Source organism: Bradyrhizobium sp. i1.15.2, from assembly GCF_040548425.1.
Lineage (GTDB): Bacteria > Pseudomonadota > Alphaproteobacteria > Rhizobiales > Xanthobacteraceae > Bradyrhizobium > Bradyrhizobium canariense.
In genome coordinates, this window is record NZ_JBEPRQ010000010.1 from 36,804 (window position 1) to 55,426 (window position 18,623).

Sequence of the window (18,623 nt, forward strand, 5' to 3'; positions counted from 1 at the left end):
TGCTGGCGAGGATTGTGACGATTATTGGCCGAAGCAAAAGTTCCGGCACAGCGTGCTTAACGCCGCGCGATGAGCGCTAACCGCCCTTGCTGCGGATCAGGCCGGCGAGGTTGGTCTTCTGGGCCTCGCACCAGCTGGGCATGCCGAGGCGGCGTTGGTTGAGGTCGGTCGCCTGGGTGGCCACCGCGACCTCGGCCATCAGATCGTCGTCCTGCTTCTCGCCCAACTTGCCGCCGGTGTGCATCCAGGCGATCGCCTTGCGGACCTTCTCGGTGGTGCCTTCGGGCAGCTGCATCTGCTCCGCCTTCTGCACCAGATCCTGGTAGACGATATCGGTCCCGGGACATTCGACCTTGGCGGCGAAGGCCTGCAAGACCAGCGTGACATAGGTCGAACGTGGATGGTCGGCCGCCTGGGCCGGCGCCGCCAGCAGCAACAGGGCCGTCATCAGAAAACCAGTCCGCATCCTTGGTACCTCCCCGAATTTTCGGGAAGGCTAGCGGCTGCCGCGCCGCTCCGCAATGGGGATAGCGTGCGGCCGCGAAGACGGCCGGCGAGCTAGCGCCGCCAGGCCGGCACCGGATCAAGCGGCGTGCGATAGACCTCTTTGTGATCGCGGTCGGTGACGCGCACAGCGCAACCCTTGCTTTGCAACTCGGGCTTCACCTGCGACAGCTCGGTGGCCAGTTGGACGGCGCGATCGGAGGCGACCTCGATGTCTTCGAGGATGATACCGCCCTGGTTCTTGAACTCTTCACCAACCACGAGATCGAAGGAATAGTAAGGCATCCGAATTCCCCGGTGTGACGAATTGAGCTTCGGCTTTCAACACATGACTGATGGTACCACTGAGTCGATGTTTATCGAATGAAAGGCGCGCGCAATCTCTGTGCTTATGGCGCAGAAATGATGTGCAGCATTCAAGCGTGTTAAGATTTTATTAAATATGTCGGCGTGATCATCAGGCATGGAATTGCAGCAGAACCGGGCTCCGGGAACCGGCAGCTGCAAGAGAAGGCCGCCGGCATAGATCCCGACGGCCTTTTCTCTTCATGGGAAACGATGGAAGCATCGCTTCCCCGTAGTCACCCGGATTCAACACGCCACATCGACTCGGACACCATCGCTGGCGCGACGCGTCGTGTCCTCGCGTGACGATCGTTCAGCGCAGCGGCATTGGCGGGCGCACGACAGGTCCATCGTCGTCGGCAACGGCTTGCGTCGTCGTCACAGGCGCAGCTGGCGGTGGGACCGCGGCAGCCTGCGACGGCGGCGGCGGAGCGAGCGGCGCGGGCGAATAAGCCGGCATGTAGGTGTGCGACACGACCGGCTTCGGTTTGCGAACCGGCGCCGTCGCAGGCCGCGGCGGCAGCACGGACATTTGCGCGCGCGGATCGACGCGCGGCTTAGCATCGGCCACCGGCTTCGGCGCGGGCGGCTTCGTCATCTCGCGTGCCATCTGCTCCTGCCCGGCCTTCAACTCGGCGATGTTGGCCTTGAGCTGCTCGATCTGTTGCGCCATCGCGGCGAGATCGCGCGTCATCGACTGCACCGATTGTGCAGGATCGGATTGTGTTGCCGTGGGCACCGCTGCTGCAACCTGGGTTGCGGGCGGAGCCGCAGATTGATCTGTCGGTTGATCCGTTGCGGCCTGATCCGTTGCGGCCTGGTCCGCAGGTGGCGCGGCCTGCGCGGCGGCGACCGGTGCCGTCTGCGAGGTCGAAGGCAGCAGCGACGCCAATACCGGCGTCCATTCGGCGAGCATCTGTCTTGCGGTGTCGCCGTGTTTCTCCCAAGCGATAGTGGCGGCCGCACTTCCGCCCGCAAACAGCATCGTGACGAACGCGCCGCGCAGCCATTTGCCAGCCGAGGAGCGCTTCTGCCGGCTGAGACCATCACCGGCCGCGACGCGCACGGCAGTGTCGACCGAGGGCGCTGCCGCCTGCGGCTCCGCGACGGGACTGAACTTCGGCTCCGGATTCATTCTGGACTTCAGCGTGAACGCCGGATCTATTTTCGGCTCCGGACGGGCCGTGATCTCAGGCGCGAGCGCGGGCGCGACGCTGAGAGGGCGCGAGGCCAGCACAATGTCAGGCGAAATCTGCACCGCGTCGTGCGGGTCGTTGTTCGTGACCGTGTCCTTCACGATCTCATCGACGATTTGCCGAGAGTTCAGCGTCGCGAGCATCGCAGCTCCTTTGAAGCCCGGGTGTTTTGAAGCCCGGGCGTTGAGTAGTTGAAGTGTTGGCCGTCCGCATTCGCGCGAGCAGATCCGTTGAGGTGAGCCCGTCCAATTCCCCGAGGCCCAAGCCATGACGCACGAGTCCAGCCGGGTTTGACCAAAGCAAGGCGAGGGGATGGAGACTGTGCGACGCTCTTGCGCCCTTTGTGGTGATGGAACCCGCCTCAGAAAACACGCGTACGTGTTCCACAATGCCTTGTTTTCAGCACGATTTTGGCAGCATCTGGTGTTGCTGGGGGTGCTGCTATCGCTATCGGGGCCGGCGGTGCCAAGATCCTTATTCGTTCTATTCGTTGTTGCCATGCTTCCATTGGGCGGCTGCATGCAGACAACGCTTTCGCCATCGACGGACGCGAGCATGACGCCGCGCGACCGGCAGTTACTCGCGCATACGCCGTACGCGCAAGCGAACGTGCCCGAGCAATATCTTCGTCATATCGTCGATTATCCGCGCAAGGAGCAGCCGGGCACGATTCTGGTCGATACCGATGCGCGCTATCTCTATTTCGTGCTGCCCGACGGCAAGGCGATTCGCTACGGCGTTGCGGTCGGCGAGGAAGCCATGGCGTTCTCCGGTGTCGCGCGGGTCGGTCGTCTAGCGGAGTGGCCGGACTGGGTTCCGACGGCGGACATCCAGGCGCGGCTCGGACCCTATCCGGCGCGCGTGCCCGGCGGTCCCGCCAATCCCCTGGGTGCGCGCGGCATCTATCTCTATGCCGGCAACAAGGACACGCTCTACCGCATCCACGGCACCAACCAGCCGGAATATATCGGGCAGGCGATCTCGTCCGGATGCATCCGGATGCGCAACGAGGACGTGATCGATCTCTATGACCGGGTGAAGCTCAATTCAACGGTCGTGGTGCTGCCGCCCGGACAGAACGCGCAAGTCGAAGCGCAGCCCAGCTGGCGCGGGTAGGTCGCCCTAATTCTCGGGACGGGCAATGCGCCATTGCAGCGTCGTGGCATTGCCATTGGCCTCGCCCGGCGCCTTGTCGGCCGGCGAGGTGTAGAGCGGGCGATAGCGATATGCCCACATCTTGCTGCCGTCGTTACGGTTGATCACGGTGAAGTCGCCGACCGCCTTGGCATCGGCCGTTGCGGGCAGCGGCACCCAGCTCTCGACACATTTGCCGTTGCAGTTCGACGTCTTGCCGGTGGTATCGCGCTCGTAATAGTAGAGCGTCATGCCGTTGAGGTCGACGAGCGTGGGGCCCTGCTTGGTCAGGATGACTTTCGCCGGTGAGGTCGCGGGCTTCGGCGGAGGAGGGGCATCGCCGCCGCCATGGCCATTCGCGAGCGCCGGAGCGGTCGAGAGCGCGATGGCCGCCGCCGCAATGAGGAACCTGAACATCCGAAACTCCAGACCGGCAAAGTTAATCGCGCGTTAAACGCCGAATGCGGCGGACCCTAACAGCCGAAGGTTAGTTCCAGGTTTCGCGACATTGCGACAACGACCGGTACAATTACGGGGTTAGGCCTGCGCTTCGCGCAGCGGGGCGCGGCTGAGCTCGTTGCCGGCGGCGATGGCCTTGTGCAACAGCCGCATCAGATCCTCACTTTCTTTCGCGCTGAGGCCGCGCAGCATGATGCGTTGCGCGGATTCGACGGCCGGCGTGATCTTGCGCAGCGTGCGGCGGCCTTCGTCGGTGATCTCGAGCTCGCGGGCACGACGGTCGCGGCGCGAGGCGCGGCGCTCCGCGAGCCCCTTCTGCACGAGGCGGTCGATCACGCCGGTGATGGTGGTGCGGTCGTAGGCGATCAATCCTGCGAGCGTCACCTGGTCGAGGCCCGGGTTGGCCTTGATGGTCGCGAGCGCGGCGTATTGCACCGGCGTGAGGTCGAATCCGGCATCGCCGACCTCGGCCAAAAACACCGCCACCGCGATCTGCTGGAACCGGCGCGCCAGATGTCCGGGCATGTCGTTGTTGTCTTTCACCGAATTTCTCCGTTGGGGCAGGACGGCCGGGATCGTTGACAAGTATACTGATAGTCAGCATACTGAGCAATATCCAAACAGAACGTTTCCGGGAGAGGTGCTCATGCAATTCCATCTCAATGGATTTCAGCCGGGCGACCCTGAAATCGCCGATCCCGCCGCGCGCATTCAGGCTTCGGGCGCAACGGGGGGCGTTCCTGACGAGGTCGATGTCCTCATCGTCGGCTGTGGCCCTGCGGGCCTGACGCTCGCTGCCCAGCTTGCGCAGTTTGCTGACATCAAGACCTGCATCGTCGAGCAGAAGCCGGATCGCTTGCTGGTCGGGCAGGCCGATGGCATCGCATGCCGCACCATGGAGATGTTCCACGCCTTCGGATTCAGCGAGCGCGTCCTGAAGGAAGCTTGTTGGGTGAACGAGACCACGTTCTGGAAGCCGGACGAGCGGATGCCGGAAAACATCGTCCGCAGCGGCCGGGTGCAGGACGTCGAGGACGGTTTGTCGGAATTCCCGCACGTCATTCTCAACCAGGCGCGCATCCATGACGGTTTTCTCGACGTCATGCGCAAAGCGCCGGCCAGGATCGAGCCCCATTACAGCCGGCGCCTGCTGGACCTTCAGGTCCATCCCTCCGCGGGGCCCACCGACCATGCCGTGACGGCGCGGCTCGAACGGGTCGACCCCGAGAACGAGGGCAAGATAGAGACGATCAAGGCGCGCTACGTCGTCGGCTGCGACGGCGCCCGCAGCATGGTGCGCAAATCGATCGGTCGCGAGTTGCTCGGCGATTCCGCCAATCATGCCTGGGGCGTCATGGACGTGCTGGCGGTGACCGATTTTCCCGACATCCGCTTCAAGGCCCTGATCCAGTCGGCGAAGGACGGCAGCCTGCTGCTCATTCCGCGCGAGGGCGGCTATATGGTCCGCCTCTATGTCGAGCTCGCCAAGCTCGACGTCGGCGAGCGCGTCGCCAATCGCAACATCACCGCCGATGACGTGATCGCGAAGGCGCAGCGGATCCTGAAGCCGCATATGCTCGATGTGAAGGAGATCGCGTGGTGGTCGGTCTACGAGATCGGCCAGCGCCTGACCGACAAGTTCGACGACGTGCCGGAGACCGAGATCGCAGCGCGTCTGCCGCGGATCTTCATCGCCGGAGATGCCTGCCACACCCACAGCCCGAAGGCGGGGCAGGGCATGAACGTCTCGATGCAGGACGCCTTCAATCTCGGCTGGAAGCTCGCTGCCGTTTTGCGGAAGCAGTCTGCGCCGAGCCTGCTGCATTCCTATTCGGCCGAGCGCCAGGCGGTTGCGAAAGAGCTGATCGATTTCGACCGCGAATGGGCGGGAATTCTCGCGTCCGCCGCCAAGGCCGGCGGCGCCGATGCCGCCAGGACGCAGGACTATTTCGTGAGGCACGGTCGCTACACCGCGGGCACGGCGACGCATTACCGCCCGTCGGTTCTGACCGGAGCGACGTCCCACCAGCATCTCGCGCAAGGCTTCGTCATCGGCACGCGCTTTCATTCCGCACCGGTGATCCGGCTTGCGGATGCCAAGCCGGTGCATCTCGGTCACGCCGCGCCGGCGGATGGCCGCTTCCGCATCTACGCTTTCTCCGGCGCTGAGGATCCGGCAGCAGCCGGCTCGGCCATTCGCGCCTTGTGCAGTTTTCTCTCCGACGCCCGGGAGTCGCCGGTCCGGCGTTACACGCCAGCGGCCGCCGACATCGACAGCGTGATCGACCTGCGGGCGGTCTTCCAGCAGGATCATCGCGAGCTCGCCATGGAGGCGATGCCCGCGCTTCTGCTTCCGCGCAAGGGCCGGTACGGCCTGATCGACTACGAGAAGATGTTCTGTCCGGACCTCAAGAATGGTCAAGACGTTTTCACCATGCGCGGTATCGATCGCAAGGCCGGCTGCATGGTCGTGGTGCGGCCGGATCAGTATGTCGCGACCGTGCTGCCGCTCGATGATTTTGCTGCGCTTGCTGCGTACTTCGACGGTTTTATGCAGCAAGTGAACTGACGGGACGGCAGCGCACACCCTCTCTGCGCGCGGTGTCGATGAACAGCCAATGAATATTGAACCGCGCGCGGCATCGGTCTCGATCTTTCGACGAATGAGACCTTCGTACGCGGAACGCCCGTTCCGCTGGCGCGTTCCGACTCGAAAGAGGAGGACTACGCCATGAAATTCCGAAGCGTGTTGTTAGCCGCATTGCTGCTTGCCCCGACGGCCGCGCTGGCCGCACCGGGCATGGTCACCGTCTCGACCGGCCTGCGCGCCGGGCCGGGTCCGGGCTTTCCGCTGGTCGATCGCATCCCCGAGGGCGCCCGCGTCGACATCCATGGTTGCCTGCGCGGCAACGCTTGGTGCGACGTGAGCTTCTCGGATGACCGCGGCTGGGTGTCGTCGCAATATCTCGAATATCTCTACCGCAATCACTACGTCTATCTCCCAGACTATGTCGACGAGATCGACGTGCCGATCGTCCCCTTCGTGCTGACCTCGTACTGGTCGAGCTATTATCAGGGGCGGCCCTGGTATCGGCGGCATGCCCACTGGAATAGCTACTGGACTTCGCATCAGCGCGACGCGATGCGGATGACGATCGATCCGCGCGCGGCTCGCATCGGCCGCGCGGCAACGCGCGATGCGGCAGTCACACTCGGGCGCAACGGTGCGAATGCCAAGCAAAGTGCAAGGGAAAATGCGAAGGAAAGCCTTAGAGGCGCGGCCGCGGTCTCGGGCCGTGATGCCGCGACTTCACGGCACGACGCCGCGATCGCCAGGCGCGAGACTGCGGTGACGACGGACCGGGCCCGCGCGGGACGAAGCGACCGCATCGCGCATGAGCGGACCAATCTTCAGAGCCGCAATCCGCGCGATGCACAAGCCCGCATCATGCACGAGCAGGCCGCACACCGCGCGGCTGTTCCTGCGCAACCGATGGCACGCGCACACGAGGCGCCGCGTGTCTCAGCCGCTCCCGCAAGCCGGCCTGCGATGCCGCATGTGGCCCAGCCCAATGTGAGCCACGGCTCGCCGATGAATGCTCATGCCCAGATGCCGGCGCCGCGCGCGGCTGCGCCTGCGATGCCTCATGGCGGTGGCGGCGGCGCTCCTCACATCAACGCCGCGCCGCATGGCGGCGGTGCGCCGGCCGGCGGTCCCGGTGGCGGGCACCAAAAGCACTAGAGTTGCCAAAGAAAGCCCGGCCCTCGCGCCGGGCTTTCTGCTCGGGGCGGACCGGGTTCCGTGCGCGTACAATTTAAGAAGCTTCTTCGCGGGCAGATTTCATCGATCGTAATATGTCTACTCAAAGCTGTAAGCATTCCACTCGGGGCAGCGGGGCACGGGAGGATGACGACGATGAGACAGAACCAAGCGGAGGCGCGCCGCCATAATGTCGCGAAGCGGTCGATGACCAAGGAAGCCAAGCAGCTGTCCGGCCTGATTGCCGGATTGCGCCAATCTCTCGAGGTGATTCACAAGGAGCGATCGAGCACCAAACTCTCCGGCGCCGAGATGGGCCTTCTCGACGAACGCCGCAACAATTTGTTGCTGACCATCGCAGCCCTCGATGACCGCCTCTCGGCGGTGCAGGGGCTGATTGATCTCGGCCGTCCCCATATCATTCGCGTCCACTGATCGGAGCGCAGACCTGATGCTATCGGCTTCGTCGCGGCGGCGACGGAACCGGGCTCAGCTGCCGGCTCGGCGTGGCATAAGGATTGGCATAGCACTGGGCGGACTGCCCGGAGGCGGTCGCGGCGCACTGCGCGATTGTCGCAAAACTGCAATCGATGCTGCGGCCGTCGATCGTGTAGATCTCGATGCAGACGGGATGGCGCGGATCATAGGTCTGCGCGGCTGTCGGCGTCACGCCGAGCAAGCCCGCACCAGGCCAGCCCGCTACAAGCAGAATCGCATTCATGATGCGGCGCACGATCCATCTCCATCGTTCGGCCGGAACCAGGCACAATGCTGCCTTGGATGGCATCAAATTGCCACGCTCCCGGCGAATTGCCGCCAAAGCCCGCTGCCACGACGAGAGCGGGTGCAGGGGCAACGCAAGGGGATGCGCATTGGCCTACAAGATGGTCGCAGAACGCGACAACGAGAAGTGCAGTTTTGCCCGCGAGAGCCGTTTGCTCATCGTGGCGAAGGCGAAGGTTTGGGCAAGCGAGGGGTGGAAGGTCGTCATCACCGACCAGGACGGCAAGGCCTACGCGCCGCCCGAATTCGATCAGCTATTGGCGGCCTGACCGCAAGACGGGGCAGGGGACGACATTGATTTCGCACTTTCGACCGGGGCGCGACCTGATCACGCCCCTAGTGACTCTTGCAGCCGCGGCCGTCCTGACGACGACATTTTCCGCCGCGCAAAATCTCGATGCCGGCAAGTCGCCGCAAAAGCTTTTCGCCGATGGTTGCGCGACCTGCCATCGCAGCCCCCGCGGCCTTGCCAAGGGGCGCTTCAACCTGACGCTGTCCTGGTTCCTGAAGGACCATTACGCAACCAGTTCGGACACAGCCAGGGCGCTTGCCGCCTATCTGGAATCCGTCGATACGGCGTCCCCGCGAGCTGCGGCCAAGCCTGGCACAAAGCGATCCGGGCCGCGTGCTCCCAAGCCGTCGCAAAGCCAGTAGGCGGGAGCCGGCTGCCGCAGGGCGTCGCGAAGCAAGGCCTGCCGGTGAACACCGTGCTTGCCGGCATCAATGCACCGTGCTCGCCGAGAACAGGTTGATGACCACGACTCCGGACACGATCAGCGCGATGCCGACGAAGGCCGCAGCGTCGAGCATCTGGCGAAACAGCACGAAGGAGACCGTTGCAGTCAGGATGATGCCGACCCCGCCCCAGATCGCATAGGCGATGCTCAGGGGGATGACCCGGATCGCGACCGACAGAGCGTAGAACGAGGCGACATAGAACAGCACCATCGCCAGTGTCGGCCACAGCCGCGTGAATTGCACGGATTGCTGGAGGAAGGCGGACGCCGTGACCTCGAGGACGATAGCGAGGGCAAGCGCTGCGTAGGCATTGAAGGCGGAAGTCATCACGGGCTCGGGCGTGTTGTGCAAAGAAAGATACCGCGCGGTACGGGGAATATGACGTTTGCCCGGGTCCAGCTATCACGTGTCAGTGACGAGCCTGCGACACGGCGGAGCGCGGCACGAAACCGCCGCGCGATGGTTTGCGCGGCGGCCCATTGGGGTCGCGCTTGCTCGATGTGGCGGGGCGTCAGTTGATCCGCACCGAGAGTTCGACGTCCTCGGCAAAGGGCGTGGACATGTAGCCGCTTCCGGGCCTGCGCATGCGCGCCAGATAGTCGGGGCTGTCGTCGGCATTGTCGGCGACGATGATCGCGCCCGGCCGGAGATGGCCTTCGACCAGATCCAGGATATCGGGGTAGAGCGCCTTGGCGCCGTCGAGCAGCACGAGATCGATCGTATCAGGCAGATCGACTCGAAGCATCTTCAGCGCGTCGCCTTCGCGGATTTCGACGAGGTCCAGCAGCCCGCCGGCCGCGAGGTTCTCGCGCGCCCGGGCCGCCTTGGACGGTTCGAATTCGGTGGTGATGAGGCGGCCGCCGCCATTGTCGCGCAAGCCCGCGGCAAGGTGCAGGGTCGAGATGCCGAACGAGGTGCCGAACTCGACGATCGCTTTGGCGCGGGAGCTGCGTGCGAGCATGTAAAGCAGGTGACCGGTCTCGCGGGAGACCGCGAGCGGTGCGTCCTTCAGCCGCCCGTAGAGGTCGCGGTAAGCGGTCTTGCTCCGCATCATCCGTGCGCGGTCGGCGTCGGTCACATCGGCGAAGGCGGCTCGCATCGCGCCGCGCGCCGCTTCGTCCTGGTCGAAAAGACGATCGAGCAGTGGCGCAAGTGATGTGATGGTCGGGATGGTCATGTGTCGTCTCCAGATGTCGCCGCGAGGCGAGTGCTTGCGTGACAATGGAAATACGACTAATTCGTCGCATTCGCTATTCGCATTGCTCGAGGGCGCCATGGCCGATCGCCGAAGCCGTTCAGTTTCCACACGAAAACAGCCGCAGCAGGCCCGCTCGAACGAGCTGGTGGCGGCCATTCTGGACGCGGCTGTTCAGGTCCTGGCCAAGGAGGGGCGCAGCGTTTCACGACGGCGCGGGTGGCCGAGCGGGCCGGGGTGAGCGTCGGGTCGCTCTATCAATATTTTCCGAACAAGGCGGCGATCCTGTTCCGCCTCCAGAGCGAGGAGTGGCGGCGCACGAGCGAACTCTTGCGCGGCATCCTGGCGGACCAGGCGAAACCGCCACTGGTGCGACTGCGCGCGCTGGTCCGCGCCTTCATCCGCTCCGAGTGCGAGGAGGCTGCGATCCGCACGGCGCTCAGCGACGCCGCGCCGCTCTATCGCGATGCGCCCGAAGCACACGACGCGCGGGCCGCCGGTAAGGGCATCGTCGCGGCCTTCATGCGGGAGGCCTTGCCCGAGGCGCCGGATGCGACGCGGGAGCTTGCCGGCGAGCTGATCAAGACGACGCTGAGCGAGGTTGGCAAGCAGTTCTCGGAGACACCGCGCAACGAGGCGGAGATCGCGCGTCATGCGAACGCAATGGCCGACATGTTTTGCGCCTATATCGATGAGCTTGCGCGGCGGCGAAGTCATTCCTGACATCCGCGTTTGCGGGCCAATATCGTTTCCGACTTGACTGGATCATGAGTTAGCCTCGGTTTGTCCTCCAGCCTGTCGACGAGCGCCCCGCCATGCATGTCCTCCGCCCCCAATTCCGCATCGAGGAGCAGCAAGCGCTGGAATTCGCAAGCCAGCGCGGCTTCGGCATGATCGTCGCGGCGGATGAGCGCGGCCCGCGCGCCTCGCATGTGCCGTTCGTGCTGGAGCAACGCGAGGGGCGTGCGATCGTCCAGATCCATCTCACCGCCAGGAATCCGCTCGTTCCGCTCGCGGACGGCACGCGGCGCTTCCTGCTGATCGTTGCCGGCGACGACGCCTACATCTCCAATGACTGGTATTCTTCGCGCGACAACGTCTCGACCTGGCTTTACGAGGCCGTACACCTGTCAGGCGTGGCGCATCTGCGCGGGCTCGATGAGAACCGCGGGCACGGCGATGCGCTGCTCGCGGTCGCCGAAGCGCGAATGCCGAAGGCGCCCTGGGACCTGACACAGATGGAGCCAGACAAGCGCGAGACCATGTTGGCCGCCATTCGCGTCATCGATCTCCTGGTGGATACCGTCGAGGGGCAGGCCAAGCTCAACCAGCACAAAAGTGATGTGGATCATGTCGCGGTCGTGGACCGGCTGGCGCGGTCGGAGGAGAACGGGCATCGGCGGCTGGCGCGGAAGATGCAGGCTTTGCGGCCCGGGCTTGGGTATCACGGTTCGTGATCCGGGCTACTCTTGCGCCCTTCGGCATTTGACCCTACGGACCTCTTTCATGCTCGTCATCTCCATTCAAAGCCAGGTGGTCCACGGCCATGTCGGCAACAGCGCCGCCGCCTATGCCATGCAGGCGGAGGGCGTGAATGTCGCGGCGGTGCCGACAACGCTGCTGTCGAACCATCCGCGCTATCCGACCCTGCGCGGGCGGGTGCTGGAGACCGAGCTCGTTGCAGATCTGCTGAGAGGCGTCGAGGAGCGCGATCTTGTCGACGAGGCCGCGGTCCTCGTCACCGGCTATCTCGGTTCGCCCGGCAATGCCGCTGTCATTGCCGATTTCGTCGAGCGGGCGCTGACCCGCAATTCAAAGTTGGTTTATCTCTGCGACCCCGTGATCGGCGATGATGGCCGGGTCTATGTCGCGGACGGCATCCTGGATGTGGTCCGGCACCGGCTGCTGCCCGCCGCCAATCTGACCACGCCGAACCAGTTCGAGCTCGGGCTGCTCGCGGGCCTCGACATCTCGGATGCGCAGGGTCTGCGCGCTGCGTGCGCGACGCTGGCCGGGACCGGCCGCATTGACGTGGTCGCCACCGGTTGCACGCTCACTGATACGGCGGAAGGGCACGTGGAAACGATCTTGTGCGCCGACGGTCAGTTGTCGCGCTTTGCGACGCCGCGCCTGCCGATCCGCCCCTCAGGCACCGGCGATCTCCTCACCGGCCTGATCGCGGCGCATCTGGCCAAGGACACTGCGACCGAGGCGGCGGTGCGGCTCGCAGTCGAAACCATCTTTGCAGTGCTGGTGCGCACGCAGGAGGCCGGCGCCGCCGAGATGCGGCTCGTGCCGCTGCCGACGCCGGGACGGTAAGCCGTCATACTCAGGTCGCGCGCTTCGCGGCCGATTGCGCTGATTTCTGCGGCTTCGCGGGGACCTTCTGCTCGCGCGTCGCCTGTGCCTTCGCCTTTGGCAGCTTTGCACTTGCCACGGCCCGCGCTTTCCTCGGCTTGACGTTGGCTTCCTTGCGGTCCGACGTGCCTCGGCGCGAGACATATTCCGTACCGTCGACCGGGCCGACATGCGGGGGATCGCGGCCGAGATAGGGTCGGCCGATGCCGAGCGCCTTGCCATTGGCATCGACCCACTTCCACAGCACCTCGGTCGAGACCCAGCGCTGCGCGCGGTTGTCGCCCTTGGTGCTGACGATGTCGGCCGCCATGCCGTGGCCGTAGCCGCCGCGCGTGCTGCCGCCGTGATAGGAGCGGTCGGAGGCGGCCTTCAAGCCGCTCGCGATCGACTGGCGATAGTCGTCGCGGAACGCGCTGGTGATACCCGGCGAAAGCCCGGCAGCCTCAGCCGCGAGCAACGTGCGAAACAGCTTTTTCTTGAAACTCTTGTCCATGCCGCCGATGACGTAGTCCATCATCGACATGCCGGCGCGGTCGGCCGCCTTCGGATCCTTCCAGCCAAAGTCCTCGTCGACCAGTTTCGTGAAGCTGCGCATCACGGTCACCATCTTGCCCTTGCGCTTGACGGTGACGGCGCGGCGATCCTCGACCTTGATCGAGTCTTCCTTGGGCGTGCGCTGGTAGAGCGCCCAGAGATAGCGGTCGATGCAGGCTTCCATGACGTAGCATTCGTCGAGCACCGCGGTCGTGTCCGCAGACGGCGAGGCCTTGCTCGCCGCGGGCGCGGGGCCGGTCGCGATCGTCGCGGGCGACAGCGCCTCGGTCGTCACGATCTCGGTGGGATCGGCGGATGCGAGCTTTACCACGGGCTCCGGCGCCGGAGCCGGAGCAACCTCGCTGGCGATTGGTGTCGGATCAGGCGAAATCTGCGGCGCGAGTGGCGCTTCGGTCGGCAAGATCAGCACTGGGTCGGCCGAGGCGAGCTTGATGGCCGGAACTGGCGCCTCGGGCGCTGCCGCTTCAGCGGTGACCGCGCTTGGTGTCGCAGCGACCGCGGCGGCGATATCCGCGGTCAGGGCGACGCCGTCCTCGATGGCCGCAGCGTGCGGGATGTCGGCGAGGTCGAGCCGACCAAGATCTTTTGCGCGCGAGACGGCAGAAGCATTGGCGCCGCTGTTTTCGATCAGGGCAGGGGCGTAGGCGGACAAAGAGAGCGCCAGCCAGCCGGCGAGAACCGCCGAGGGGCAGGAGACCGCCACCAGAAGAGACCGCCGATCATTCATGATCCCTGCCTCCAAACGGTTCTATTGAACCTCGTCTTCTCCGAACAGTCTGACCAGACAGTCTTGGCCAAACAGTCTTGCACGAAAAGGCACGCCGCGCGCCGATTGTTCGGGGGACGGTGTGGCAGCGCAATGGCGCAATTCGGCGAAAGCGGGCTTTTCGACCAGGTGTTGCGCGGCGGCAACGCGGGTTCCCATCGCGGTTCCACCGGCGCTTGCGCGCGGGCGGTGTAGAAAATTCGATAAAGACGAATATTTTGGCGCCGGCCGGCGTAAGGGTGTTTCGCCCACACGTTGCGCAACCTTGTCACGGTCGGCGCGTTAGGCGCCCATGACGCACTCCTCGCTTCGTCCGATGGACGCCTTCGACCCCACCGAGCCCGCCATCCTGCACGACCAGCTCTCCGATACGATCATCACCTGGAGCGCTGAGCAGGCCGATGATTTCAGGCGGGCCAGCCGGCCAGGCGGTGACGGAACCGTGATCTGGAAGGACTACGTTTTCGACGGCTGGGGTCATGTGCTCGGCGGCTGACCGCCGCTCATAACAGCGTCATGTCGCGCCGGGGCGCGCATTAAACATATTGCCATGCACTCGGCGCGTTGTTGCGTTGCAGCAGTGCATGTCGCAATGCAGCAAAATGCGCTTAGATGTGCTCCGAACGTTTCATTCAGGAGCATCACCCATGAACAAGAAGACTCTGTCGATCGCCGCCGCCATCCTGACGATCGCTGGCAGCACCGTGGCTTTCGCCGCCGAGCTGCCGACTTACGAGGCCAACGGTTTTCCGGTGTCCCCGATGCAGGTGCGCGTGCTCGGTGCCGCGCATGTCGAGCAGCAGGCCTCGGCGCCCACCACGATCGCTTCGGTCCACCAGACCCGCGTTCTGTCGCCGCGCAAGATGAAGACCGCTGATGTCACGACGGGCAGCGCCCGCTGATTTGGGGGCGCCACTAGCCAACATCAAGTCAACGTGATGCAGGCTCGTTTTCTCCGAGCCTGCCCGGACCGCGTTCCCTTTCGGGAGCGCGGTCTTTTTTTTGGCGCAGCGAGTGATGATCACGTGCCACTTGTGTACGGCCGTTCAAAGCGAGTGTGATCTCTTTAATAGTTGCTTTGCAGATCGGAGCGCTTGATGCGGCCGCGGCTTATTGAGCAGCCAAGAATCATTTTTCATAATGGAGTAGTCATGCCCATTGCACAGAAAGCCGTTGTTGCAAGCGTCTCGCCGCGCGCGTTCATTCTCAGGCATCTCGCGTTGTTCGCAGCTGCCGCGCTGTTCGTGTTCGTGCTCAGCCTGACATACGGGCTCGATCTCAGCCCCGGGTTTTTCTGACGGGCTACGCATGCTTCGATAAGCGCAGGCTCGACGGCGAGCGGCCGTAGAGCTCTGCGAAGGCGGCGTTGAAACGGCGCAGGCTGCCGAAGCCGGCCTGGAATGCGATGTCAGTCATCGTGTGATCGCCGGCATCGAGCAGGCGTTTTGCGCGCTGGACGCGCAGCGTCTTCGCAAGCTGCTGCGGCGTGGTGCCGACGTGACGCTCGAACAATCGCGCCAGATGACGCGAGGAGATGCCGAGCCGCATCGCGAAAGACACCACCGAATCCTCGTCGAGCGCGCCCTCATTGATGAGCTTCACCGCGCGTGCGACCGTCGAGCGCGTGCCGTTCCAGGCCGGGCAGAACGGTGCGGTCTCGGGACGGCATCGCAGGCAAGGGCGGAAGCCTGCGGCTTCGGCCGCGGCGGCTGACGGATAGTAGGAGACGTTGCGCGTCAGCGGCTGCTTGGCCGGACAGACCGGGCGGCAATAGATGCCCGTGGTCTTCACCGCCGTGAAGAAGCGGCCGTCATAGCGGGGATCGCGGCGCAGGCGCGCTGCATTGCAGACATCAAAGCTCAGCATGGCCTGATGATAGCGCATGGCCGCGCAGGCGAAAGGGCCGCGGGATGACCGAGTCCGATTGCGGCGAGCCGCGATGGGCAGGGCGGCTTAGAAAGCCGCCCTCGACGCAAGCCCCCCTGCGATGCCAGTCTTGGAGCCCGGCGTGACCAGCCCGAAAGACACCGTCCTCAACGCCTGGAAGATTGTTTCAGTATGCGACTCGATGCGCATCGCCGCGCTGTTCACCGACGACGCTGAGTGGATCGCGCCGAAGGGCAACGCCACCGCGGTCGCGCTCGATTACACCGACCACATGATCCGCGCGCAAGCGATCGCGCGCTTCATCGCAGGAGATGCACAGGATGTTCTCCGGGATCGATATCGGCTTTCGCGGCGTCTATGCCGACGGCGATGTCGTGATCGTGGAGGAGCGGATGCGCGCTACACTTGCCGGGGGAGCGCGTTACGAGAATGACTATAGCTTCGTGTTCACGGTGGCCGGCGACAAGATCCGCGAGGTGCGGGAATACGTGGACACGCGCAAGAGATGGCGGATGGTGTTCGGCGAGGAGGCTCGATGAGCAGGCATATTTTCCGCCGCGTGCCAGCCCTGCAACCGCATGGGTTGAGCCTCGTCGCTTGCTGACATAAGGCATGCTCCATGGATCAGCGAACGAGCGCCGACGCTCTCATTCGGAGGAACGATCAGGCGCCGGCCCTTGTCGGCGTGCTCTGCGGCCTCGCCGCGGCGGTGTTCTGGGCGCTTGGCTTCGCCGGCACGCGGCACGGCCTCAAGGTCGGCTTCACGCCGGTCGATCTGCTCGTGCATCGCTATGTCTGGTCCGGCATCGCATTCCTGCCGTTGGTGGTACGCGGCGGAATCTCCGATCTCTGCGGCATCGGTTGGGGCAGGGGCCTTGTGCTGATGGTGCTCGGCGGCCCGGTGATGTCGCTGATCTCCTACACTGGTTTTCTGTTCGTGCCGCTCGGCCATGGCAGCGTGATCCAGCCCTCCTGTGCGACGCTCGGCGGCCTGCTGCTCGCGGCCCTGTTCCTGAAGGAGCATGTTTCCGCGTCGCGCATCGCCGGCGCTGTCGTCATCGTCGGCGGGCTCGGTGTGATCGGCGCGGAATCGATCGGCCATATCGGCGTCGACGGCGTGCTCGGCGATCTGACCTTCGTGCTGACCGGATTGATGTTCGCAGGTTTCGGCGCGCTGCTGCGCCACTGGCGTGTCTCCGCCGTGTCGGCTGCGCTCGTCATCAACGTGCTGTCGCTGCTGCTGTTGCCGATCTACCTCATGACCGGCGGGCTCGCGCGGATCGCGGCGATCGGTATCGGTGAGAACGCCATTCAGGCGCTGGCGCAGGGCGTGCTTGCAGGTCCCGCTGCGCTTTATCTGTTCGCCGTCTCGGTCCAACGCCTCGGCGTGGCCCGCGCCGCCGTTGTCCCCGCCTGCGTGCCGGCGCTGACGGTGCTCGCCGGCTGGCTCCTGCTCGGCGAGCCACCGACACTATTGCAGACGGCGGGATTGGTGACGGTGCTGTGCGGATTCTATCTGGCGCAGCGGCAGCGATAGATTGCGGCCTCCGCACGGCGCTTACCATTCGATGGCGGTAAACTTGACGCCGCGACAGGTCAGCTCCCGCCCGAGCCGCTCGGCGCGTTCGCTAGCGGATTTGCCCTGGCGAGTCCGGGGGCTCGGCTTACGCCTTCCTCACGAACTCCGATTTCAGATTCATCGCGCCGATGCCGTCGATCTTGCAGGCGATGTTGTGGCCGTCGGTGGCGTCCTGCAGGCGGATGTTGCGGACCTTGGTGCCGCCCTTGACGACGGAGGACGAGCCCTTGACCTTGAGATCTTTCATCACGATGACGCTGTCTCCATCGGCGAGCGCATTGCCGTTGGCATCGCGCACGCCGGCCTCCTGCGCGGCATCCGCGGCGGCCTCCGCCGTGCCGCTCCATTCATGGCCGCATTCCGGGCAGACCCAGAGGCCGCGATCCTGATAGGCGTGCTCGGAGTTGCAGGTCGGGCATTTCATCGCGTCGGTCATCGTTCGCCTCGTCGCCCGTCACGGGCGCGCCGCACGCTTTCCGCCGGAAAAAGATGGATTGGGAGCAAATCCTTTACCATGGCTTTCAGTCCTTGGGGAACCCTTGGAAATTTAGGAGTTCAGGAAAAAATCTGCGGTATCGAGGTCCGGGATTTTTGCGGCTGCGTCGGTTCGACGTCGCTGCGCAAGGAGCGTCCAGGAGCCACGTCCCGTCATGAGCGAGCACCGCGCCGCAGTCAGACATCACATTTTGCGGACCGGCATTGTCGAGTTCGACAACGGCACCGGCAAGACCATCAGCGCACCCTGCACGATTCGCGATGTCTCCGGCACCGGCGCGCGCCTCGGCCTCAACGCCTCGCTCTGGGTGGCCGAGCAGTTCACGCTGGTCTTCAGCAGCGGACTGCGCAAGGACTGCCGGGTCGCCTGGCGCAAGGGCAGGCTGATCGGCAGCGCGTTCGTGGACGGCTATGCAAGCGCGGATGAGCAGGCCGTGATGATGACCGCGGACGAGCAGTCCCGGCACCGGCTCGGGATCGGTGCGCGCCTCAAGGCTGCGCGCGAAAAGCGCGGCTACACGCAAGGCCAGCTCGCCGAGCTCGTCGGCGCCACGCCGGCCTTCGTGTCGCTGGCCGAGCAGGGCCTCGCGGACATTCCGCTCTACCAGCTGATGCACATCGCCGATCTGCTGATGGTCGGCCTCGACGGGCTCGTCGCGGGGCCGGCGCCGGAGGATGTCGACGCGGCGTAATCGGCACCGCTTCAAAACAAAAACGTCGAAAACAACCCCATGCACAGTAGAAATCCCGAGGGATTTCAGAGTGTTGGAAATCCGAAAAGTCGTCGGTGTTGGGCCGTAGCCCGGATGGAGCGCAGCGCAATCCGGGAATCCTGCGGGGGCACCGGTCCCGGATTACGCTGCGCTCCA

The 18,623-nt window shown here is 64.7% G+C and carries 25 protein-coding genes and 1 pseudogene; 15 read left to right on the forward strand and 11 right to left on the reverse strand.

Features of this window, described 5'->3' with window-relative positions; translation table 11 throughout:
• Window positions 1-76 precede the first annotated feature (76 nt).
• The 3 genes from ABIB80_RS19440 to ABIB80_RS19450 form a co-directional block, all read right to left on the reverse strand.
• Window positions 77-466 (reverse strand): hypothetical protein, encoded by a 390-nt coding sequence (locus ABIB80_RS19440; protein WP_007591729.1) that lies wholly within the window; start codon window positions 464-466, stop codon window positions 77-79.
• 92 nt (window positions 467-558) lie between these two features.
• Window positions 559-789 carry a DUF6894 family protein gene (locus tag ABIB80_RS19445; protein ID WP_007591727.1) on the reverse strand — a complete coding sequence of 77 codons (231 nt, stop codon included), beginning with the start codon at window positions 787-789 and terminating at the stop codon, window positions 559-561.
• Window positions 790-1,162: 373 nt separating this feature from the next.
• Entirely contained in the window at window positions 1,163-2,188 is a 1,026-nt protein-coding gene (locus ABIB80_RS19450) for a hypothetical protein (RefSeq protein WP_007591726.1), read from the reverse strand.
• Window positions 2,189-2,543: 355 nt separating this feature from the next.
• Here ABIB80_RS19450 and ABIB80_RS19455 point away from each other — a divergent pair, with 355 nt between their 5' ends.
• Complete coding sequence (locus ABIB80_RS19455) at window positions 2,544-3,161, forward strand: L,D-transpeptidase (protein ID WP_198288227.1); 618 nt, start codon at window positions 2,544-2,546, stop codon at window positions 3,159-3,161.
• Window positions 3,162-3,167: 6 nt separating this feature from the next.
• On the opposite strand, the gene ABIB80_RS19460 is transcribed toward ABIB80_RS19455, so the two are convergent.
• Together ABIB80_RS19460 and ABIB80_RS19465 are read right to left on the reverse strand one after the other, a co-directional pair.
• Window positions 3,168-3,596: a COG4315 family predicted lipoprotein gene (locus ABIB80_RS19460; protein ID WP_007591722.1), complete on the reverse strand. Its 429-nt coding sequence runs from the start codon at window positions 3,594-3,596 to the stop codon at window positions 3,168-3,170.
• Between the two features lie 120 nt (window positions 3,597-3,716).
• Window positions 3,717-4,181, reverse strand: a complete 465-nt coding sequence (locus ABIB80_RS19465) for a MarR family winged helix-turn-helix transcriptional regulator (RefSeq protein WP_007591720.1) — start codon at window positions 4,179-4,181, stop codon at window positions 3,717-3,719.
• A gap of 103 nt (window positions 4,182-4,284) precedes the next feature.
• On the opposite strand from ABIB80_RS19465, the gene ABIB80_RS19470 reads away from it, so the two are divergent.
• The 3 genes from ABIB80_RS19470 to ABIB80_RS19480 all read left to right on the forward strand — a co-directional run bounded on the left by ABIB80_RS19470 (window position 4,285) and on the right by ABIB80_RS19480 (window position 7,833).
• On the forward strand, window positions 4,285-6,207 hold the full coding sequence (locus tag ABIB80_RS19470; RefSeq protein ID WP_007591718.1) for an FAD-binding monooxygenase: 1,923 nt from the start codon (window positions 4,285-4,287) through the stop codon (window positions 6,205-6,207).
• A 162-nt stretch (window positions 6,208-6,369) separates the two neighbouring features.
• Window positions 6,370-7,380 carry an SH3 domain-containing protein gene (locus ABIB80_RS19475; RefSeq protein WP_354128148.1) on the forward strand — a complete coding sequence of 337 codons (1,011 nt, stop codon included), beginning with the start codon at window positions 6,370-6,372 and terminating at the stop codon, window positions 7,378-7,380.
• Window positions 7,381-7,554: 174 nt separating this feature from the next.
• Window positions 7,555-7,833, forward strand: coding sequence for a hypothetical protein (locus tag ABIB80_RS19480; protein WP_007591715.1), 279 nt, complete (start codon window positions 7,555-7,557; stop codon window positions 7,831-7,833).
• 19 nt (window positions 7,834-7,852) lie between these two features.
• Here ABIB80_RS19480 and ABIB80_RS19485 read toward each other — a convergent pair whose 3' ends face one another.
• Complete coding sequence (locus tag ABIB80_RS19485; protein WP_007591714.1) at window positions 7,853-8,131, reverse strand: DUF3551 domain-containing protein; 279 nt, start codon at window positions 8,129-8,131, stop codon at window positions 7,853-7,855.
• Between the two features lie 139 nt (window positions 8,132-8,270).
• Here ABIB80_RS19485 and ABIB80_RS19490 point away from each other — a divergent pair, with 139 nt between their 5' ends.
• Both ABIB80_RS19490 and ABIB80_RS19495 read left to right on the forward strand, forming a co-directional pair.
• Window positions 8,271-8,450, forward strand: coding sequence for a hypothetical protein (locus ABIB80_RS19490; RefSeq protein WP_035992796.1), 180 nt, complete (start codon window positions 8,271-8,273; stop codon window positions 8,448-8,450).
• 70 nt (window positions 8,451-8,520) lie between these two features.
• The gene (locus tag ABIB80_RS19495) at window positions 8,521-8,835 is read left to right on the forward strand and encodes a hypothetical protein (protein ID WP_035992793.1); all 315 of its coding nucleotides are present in this window, start codon (window positions 8,521-8,523) and stop codon (window positions 8,833-8,835) included.
• A gap of 66 nt (window positions 8,836-8,901) precedes the next feature.
• Here the strand turns inward: ABIB80_RS19495 and ABIB80_RS19500 are convergent, their stop codons facing one another.
• Together ABIB80_RS19500 and ABIB80_RS19505 are read right to left on the reverse strand one after the other, a co-directional pair.
• Window positions 8,902-9,246 (reverse strand): DMT family transporter, encoded by a 345-nt coding sequence (locus ABIB80_RS19500; protein WP_007591712.1) that lies wholly within the window; start codon window positions 9,244-9,246, stop codon window positions 8,902-8,904.
• A gap of 184 nt (window positions 9,247-9,430) precedes the next feature.
• Window positions 9,431-10,096 (reverse strand): O-methyltransferase, encoded by a 666-nt coding sequence (locus tag ABIB80_RS19505; protein WP_007591711.1) that lies wholly within the window; start codon window positions 10,094-10,096, stop codon window positions 9,431-9,433.
• Window positions 10,097-10,193: 97 nt separating this feature from the next.
• Between ABIB80_RS19505 and ABIB80_RS19510 the strand changes: the two are divergent.
• The 3 genes and pseudogenes from ABIB80_RS19510 (at window position 10,194) to pdxY (ending at window position 12,433) form a co-directional block, all read left to right on the forward strand.
• Window positions 10,194-10,837: pseudogene (locus tag ABIB80_RS19510) on the forward strand (TetR/AcrR family transcriptional regulator).
• Between the two features lie 92 nt (window positions 10,838-10,929).
• Window positions 10,930-11,571: an FMN-binding negative transcriptional regulator gene (locus ABIB80_RS19515; RefSeq protein ID WP_354128149.1), complete on the forward strand. Its 642-nt coding sequence runs from the start codon at window positions 10,930-10,932 to the stop codon at window positions 11,569-11,571.
• Between the two features lie 49 nt (window positions 11,572-11,620).
• Window positions 11,621-12,433, forward strand: a complete 813-nt coding sequence (gene pdxY, locus ABIB80_RS19520; protein ID WP_007591709.1) for a pyridoxal kinase — start codon at window positions 11,621-11,623, stop codon at window positions 12,431-12,433.
• Window positions 12,434-12,443: 10 nt separating this feature from the next.
• Here the strand turns inward: pdxY and ABIB80_RS19525 are convergent, their stop codons facing one another.
• Complete coding sequence (locus ABIB80_RS19525; protein WP_007591708.1) at window positions 12,444-13,754, reverse strand: M15 family metallopeptidase domain-containing protein; 1,311 nt, start codon at window positions 13,752-13,754, stop codon at window positions 12,444-12,446.
• Window positions 13,755-14,085: 331 nt separating this feature from the next.
• Between ABIB80_RS19525 and ABIB80_RS19530 the strand changes: the two genes are divergently transcribed.
• The 3 genes from ABIB80_RS19530 to ABIB80_RS19540 all read left to right on the forward strand — a co-directional run bounded on the left by ABIB80_RS19530 (window position 14,086) and on the right by ABIB80_RS19540 (window position 15,091).
• Complete coding sequence (locus tag ABIB80_RS19530) at window positions 14,086-14,289, forward strand: hypothetical protein (protein ID WP_007591707.1); 204 nt, start codon at window positions 14,086-14,088, stop codon at window positions 14,287-14,289.
• Between the two features lie 151 nt (window positions 14,290-14,440).
• Complete coding sequence (locus tag ABIB80_RS19535; protein ID WP_007591705.1) at window positions 14,441-14,695, forward strand: hypothetical protein; 255 nt, start codon at window positions 14,441-14,443, stop codon at window positions 14,693-14,695.
• A gap of 249 nt (window positions 14,696-14,944) precedes the next feature.
• Window positions 14,945-15,091: a hypothetical protein gene (locus tag ABIB80_RS19540; RefSeq protein ID WP_007591703.1), complete on the forward strand. Its 147-nt coding sequence runs from the start codon at window positions 14,945-14,947 to the stop codon at window positions 15,089-15,091.
• 4 nt (window positions 15,092-15,095) lie between these two features.
• Here the strand turns inward: ABIB80_RS19540 and ABIB80_RS19545 are convergent, their stop codons facing one another.
• Complete coding sequence (locus ABIB80_RS19545; RefSeq protein WP_246649236.1) at window positions 15,096-15,677, reverse strand: bifunctional transcriptional activator/DNA repair enzyme AdaA; 582 nt, start codon at window positions 15,675-15,677, stop codon at window positions 15,096-15,098.
• Window positions 15,678-16,000: 323 nt separating this feature from the next.
• Here ABIB80_RS19545 and ABIB80_RS19550 point away from each other — a divergent pair, with 323 nt between their 5' ends.
• Both ABIB80_RS19550 and ABIB80_RS19555 read left to right on the forward strand, forming a co-directional pair.
• Complete coding sequence (locus ABIB80_RS19550) at window positions 16,001-16,219, forward strand: nuclear transport factor 2 family protein (RefSeq protein ID WP_245285861.1); 219 nt, start codon at window positions 16,001-16,003, stop codon at window positions 16,217-16,219.
• A gap of 80 nt (window positions 16,220-16,299) precedes the next feature.
• Window positions 16,300-17,217 carry a DMT family transporter gene (locus ABIB80_RS19555; RefSeq protein WP_007591700.1) on the forward strand — a complete coding sequence of 306 codons (918 nt, stop codon included), beginning with the start codon at window positions 16,300-16,302 and terminating at the stop codon, window positions 17,215-17,217.
• Between the two features lie 127 nt (window positions 17,218-17,344).
• On the opposite strand, the gene ABIB80_RS19560 is transcribed toward ABIB80_RS19555, so the two are convergent.
• A complete protein-coding gene (locus tag ABIB80_RS19560) occupies window positions 17,345-17,695 on the reverse strand; it encodes a zinc ribbon domain-containing protein YjdM (protein ID WP_007591698.1) in 351 nt (116 codons plus the stop codon).
• 214 nt (window positions 17,696-17,909) lie between these two features.
• Here ABIB80_RS19560 and ABIB80_RS19565 point away from each other — a divergent pair, with 214 nt between their 5' ends.
• Entirely contained in the window at window positions 17,910-18,446 is a 537-nt protein-coding gene (locus ABIB80_RS19565; protein ID WP_007591691.1) for a helix-turn-helix domain-containing protein, read from the forward strand.
• Window positions 18,447-18,623 lie beyond the last annotated feature (177 nt).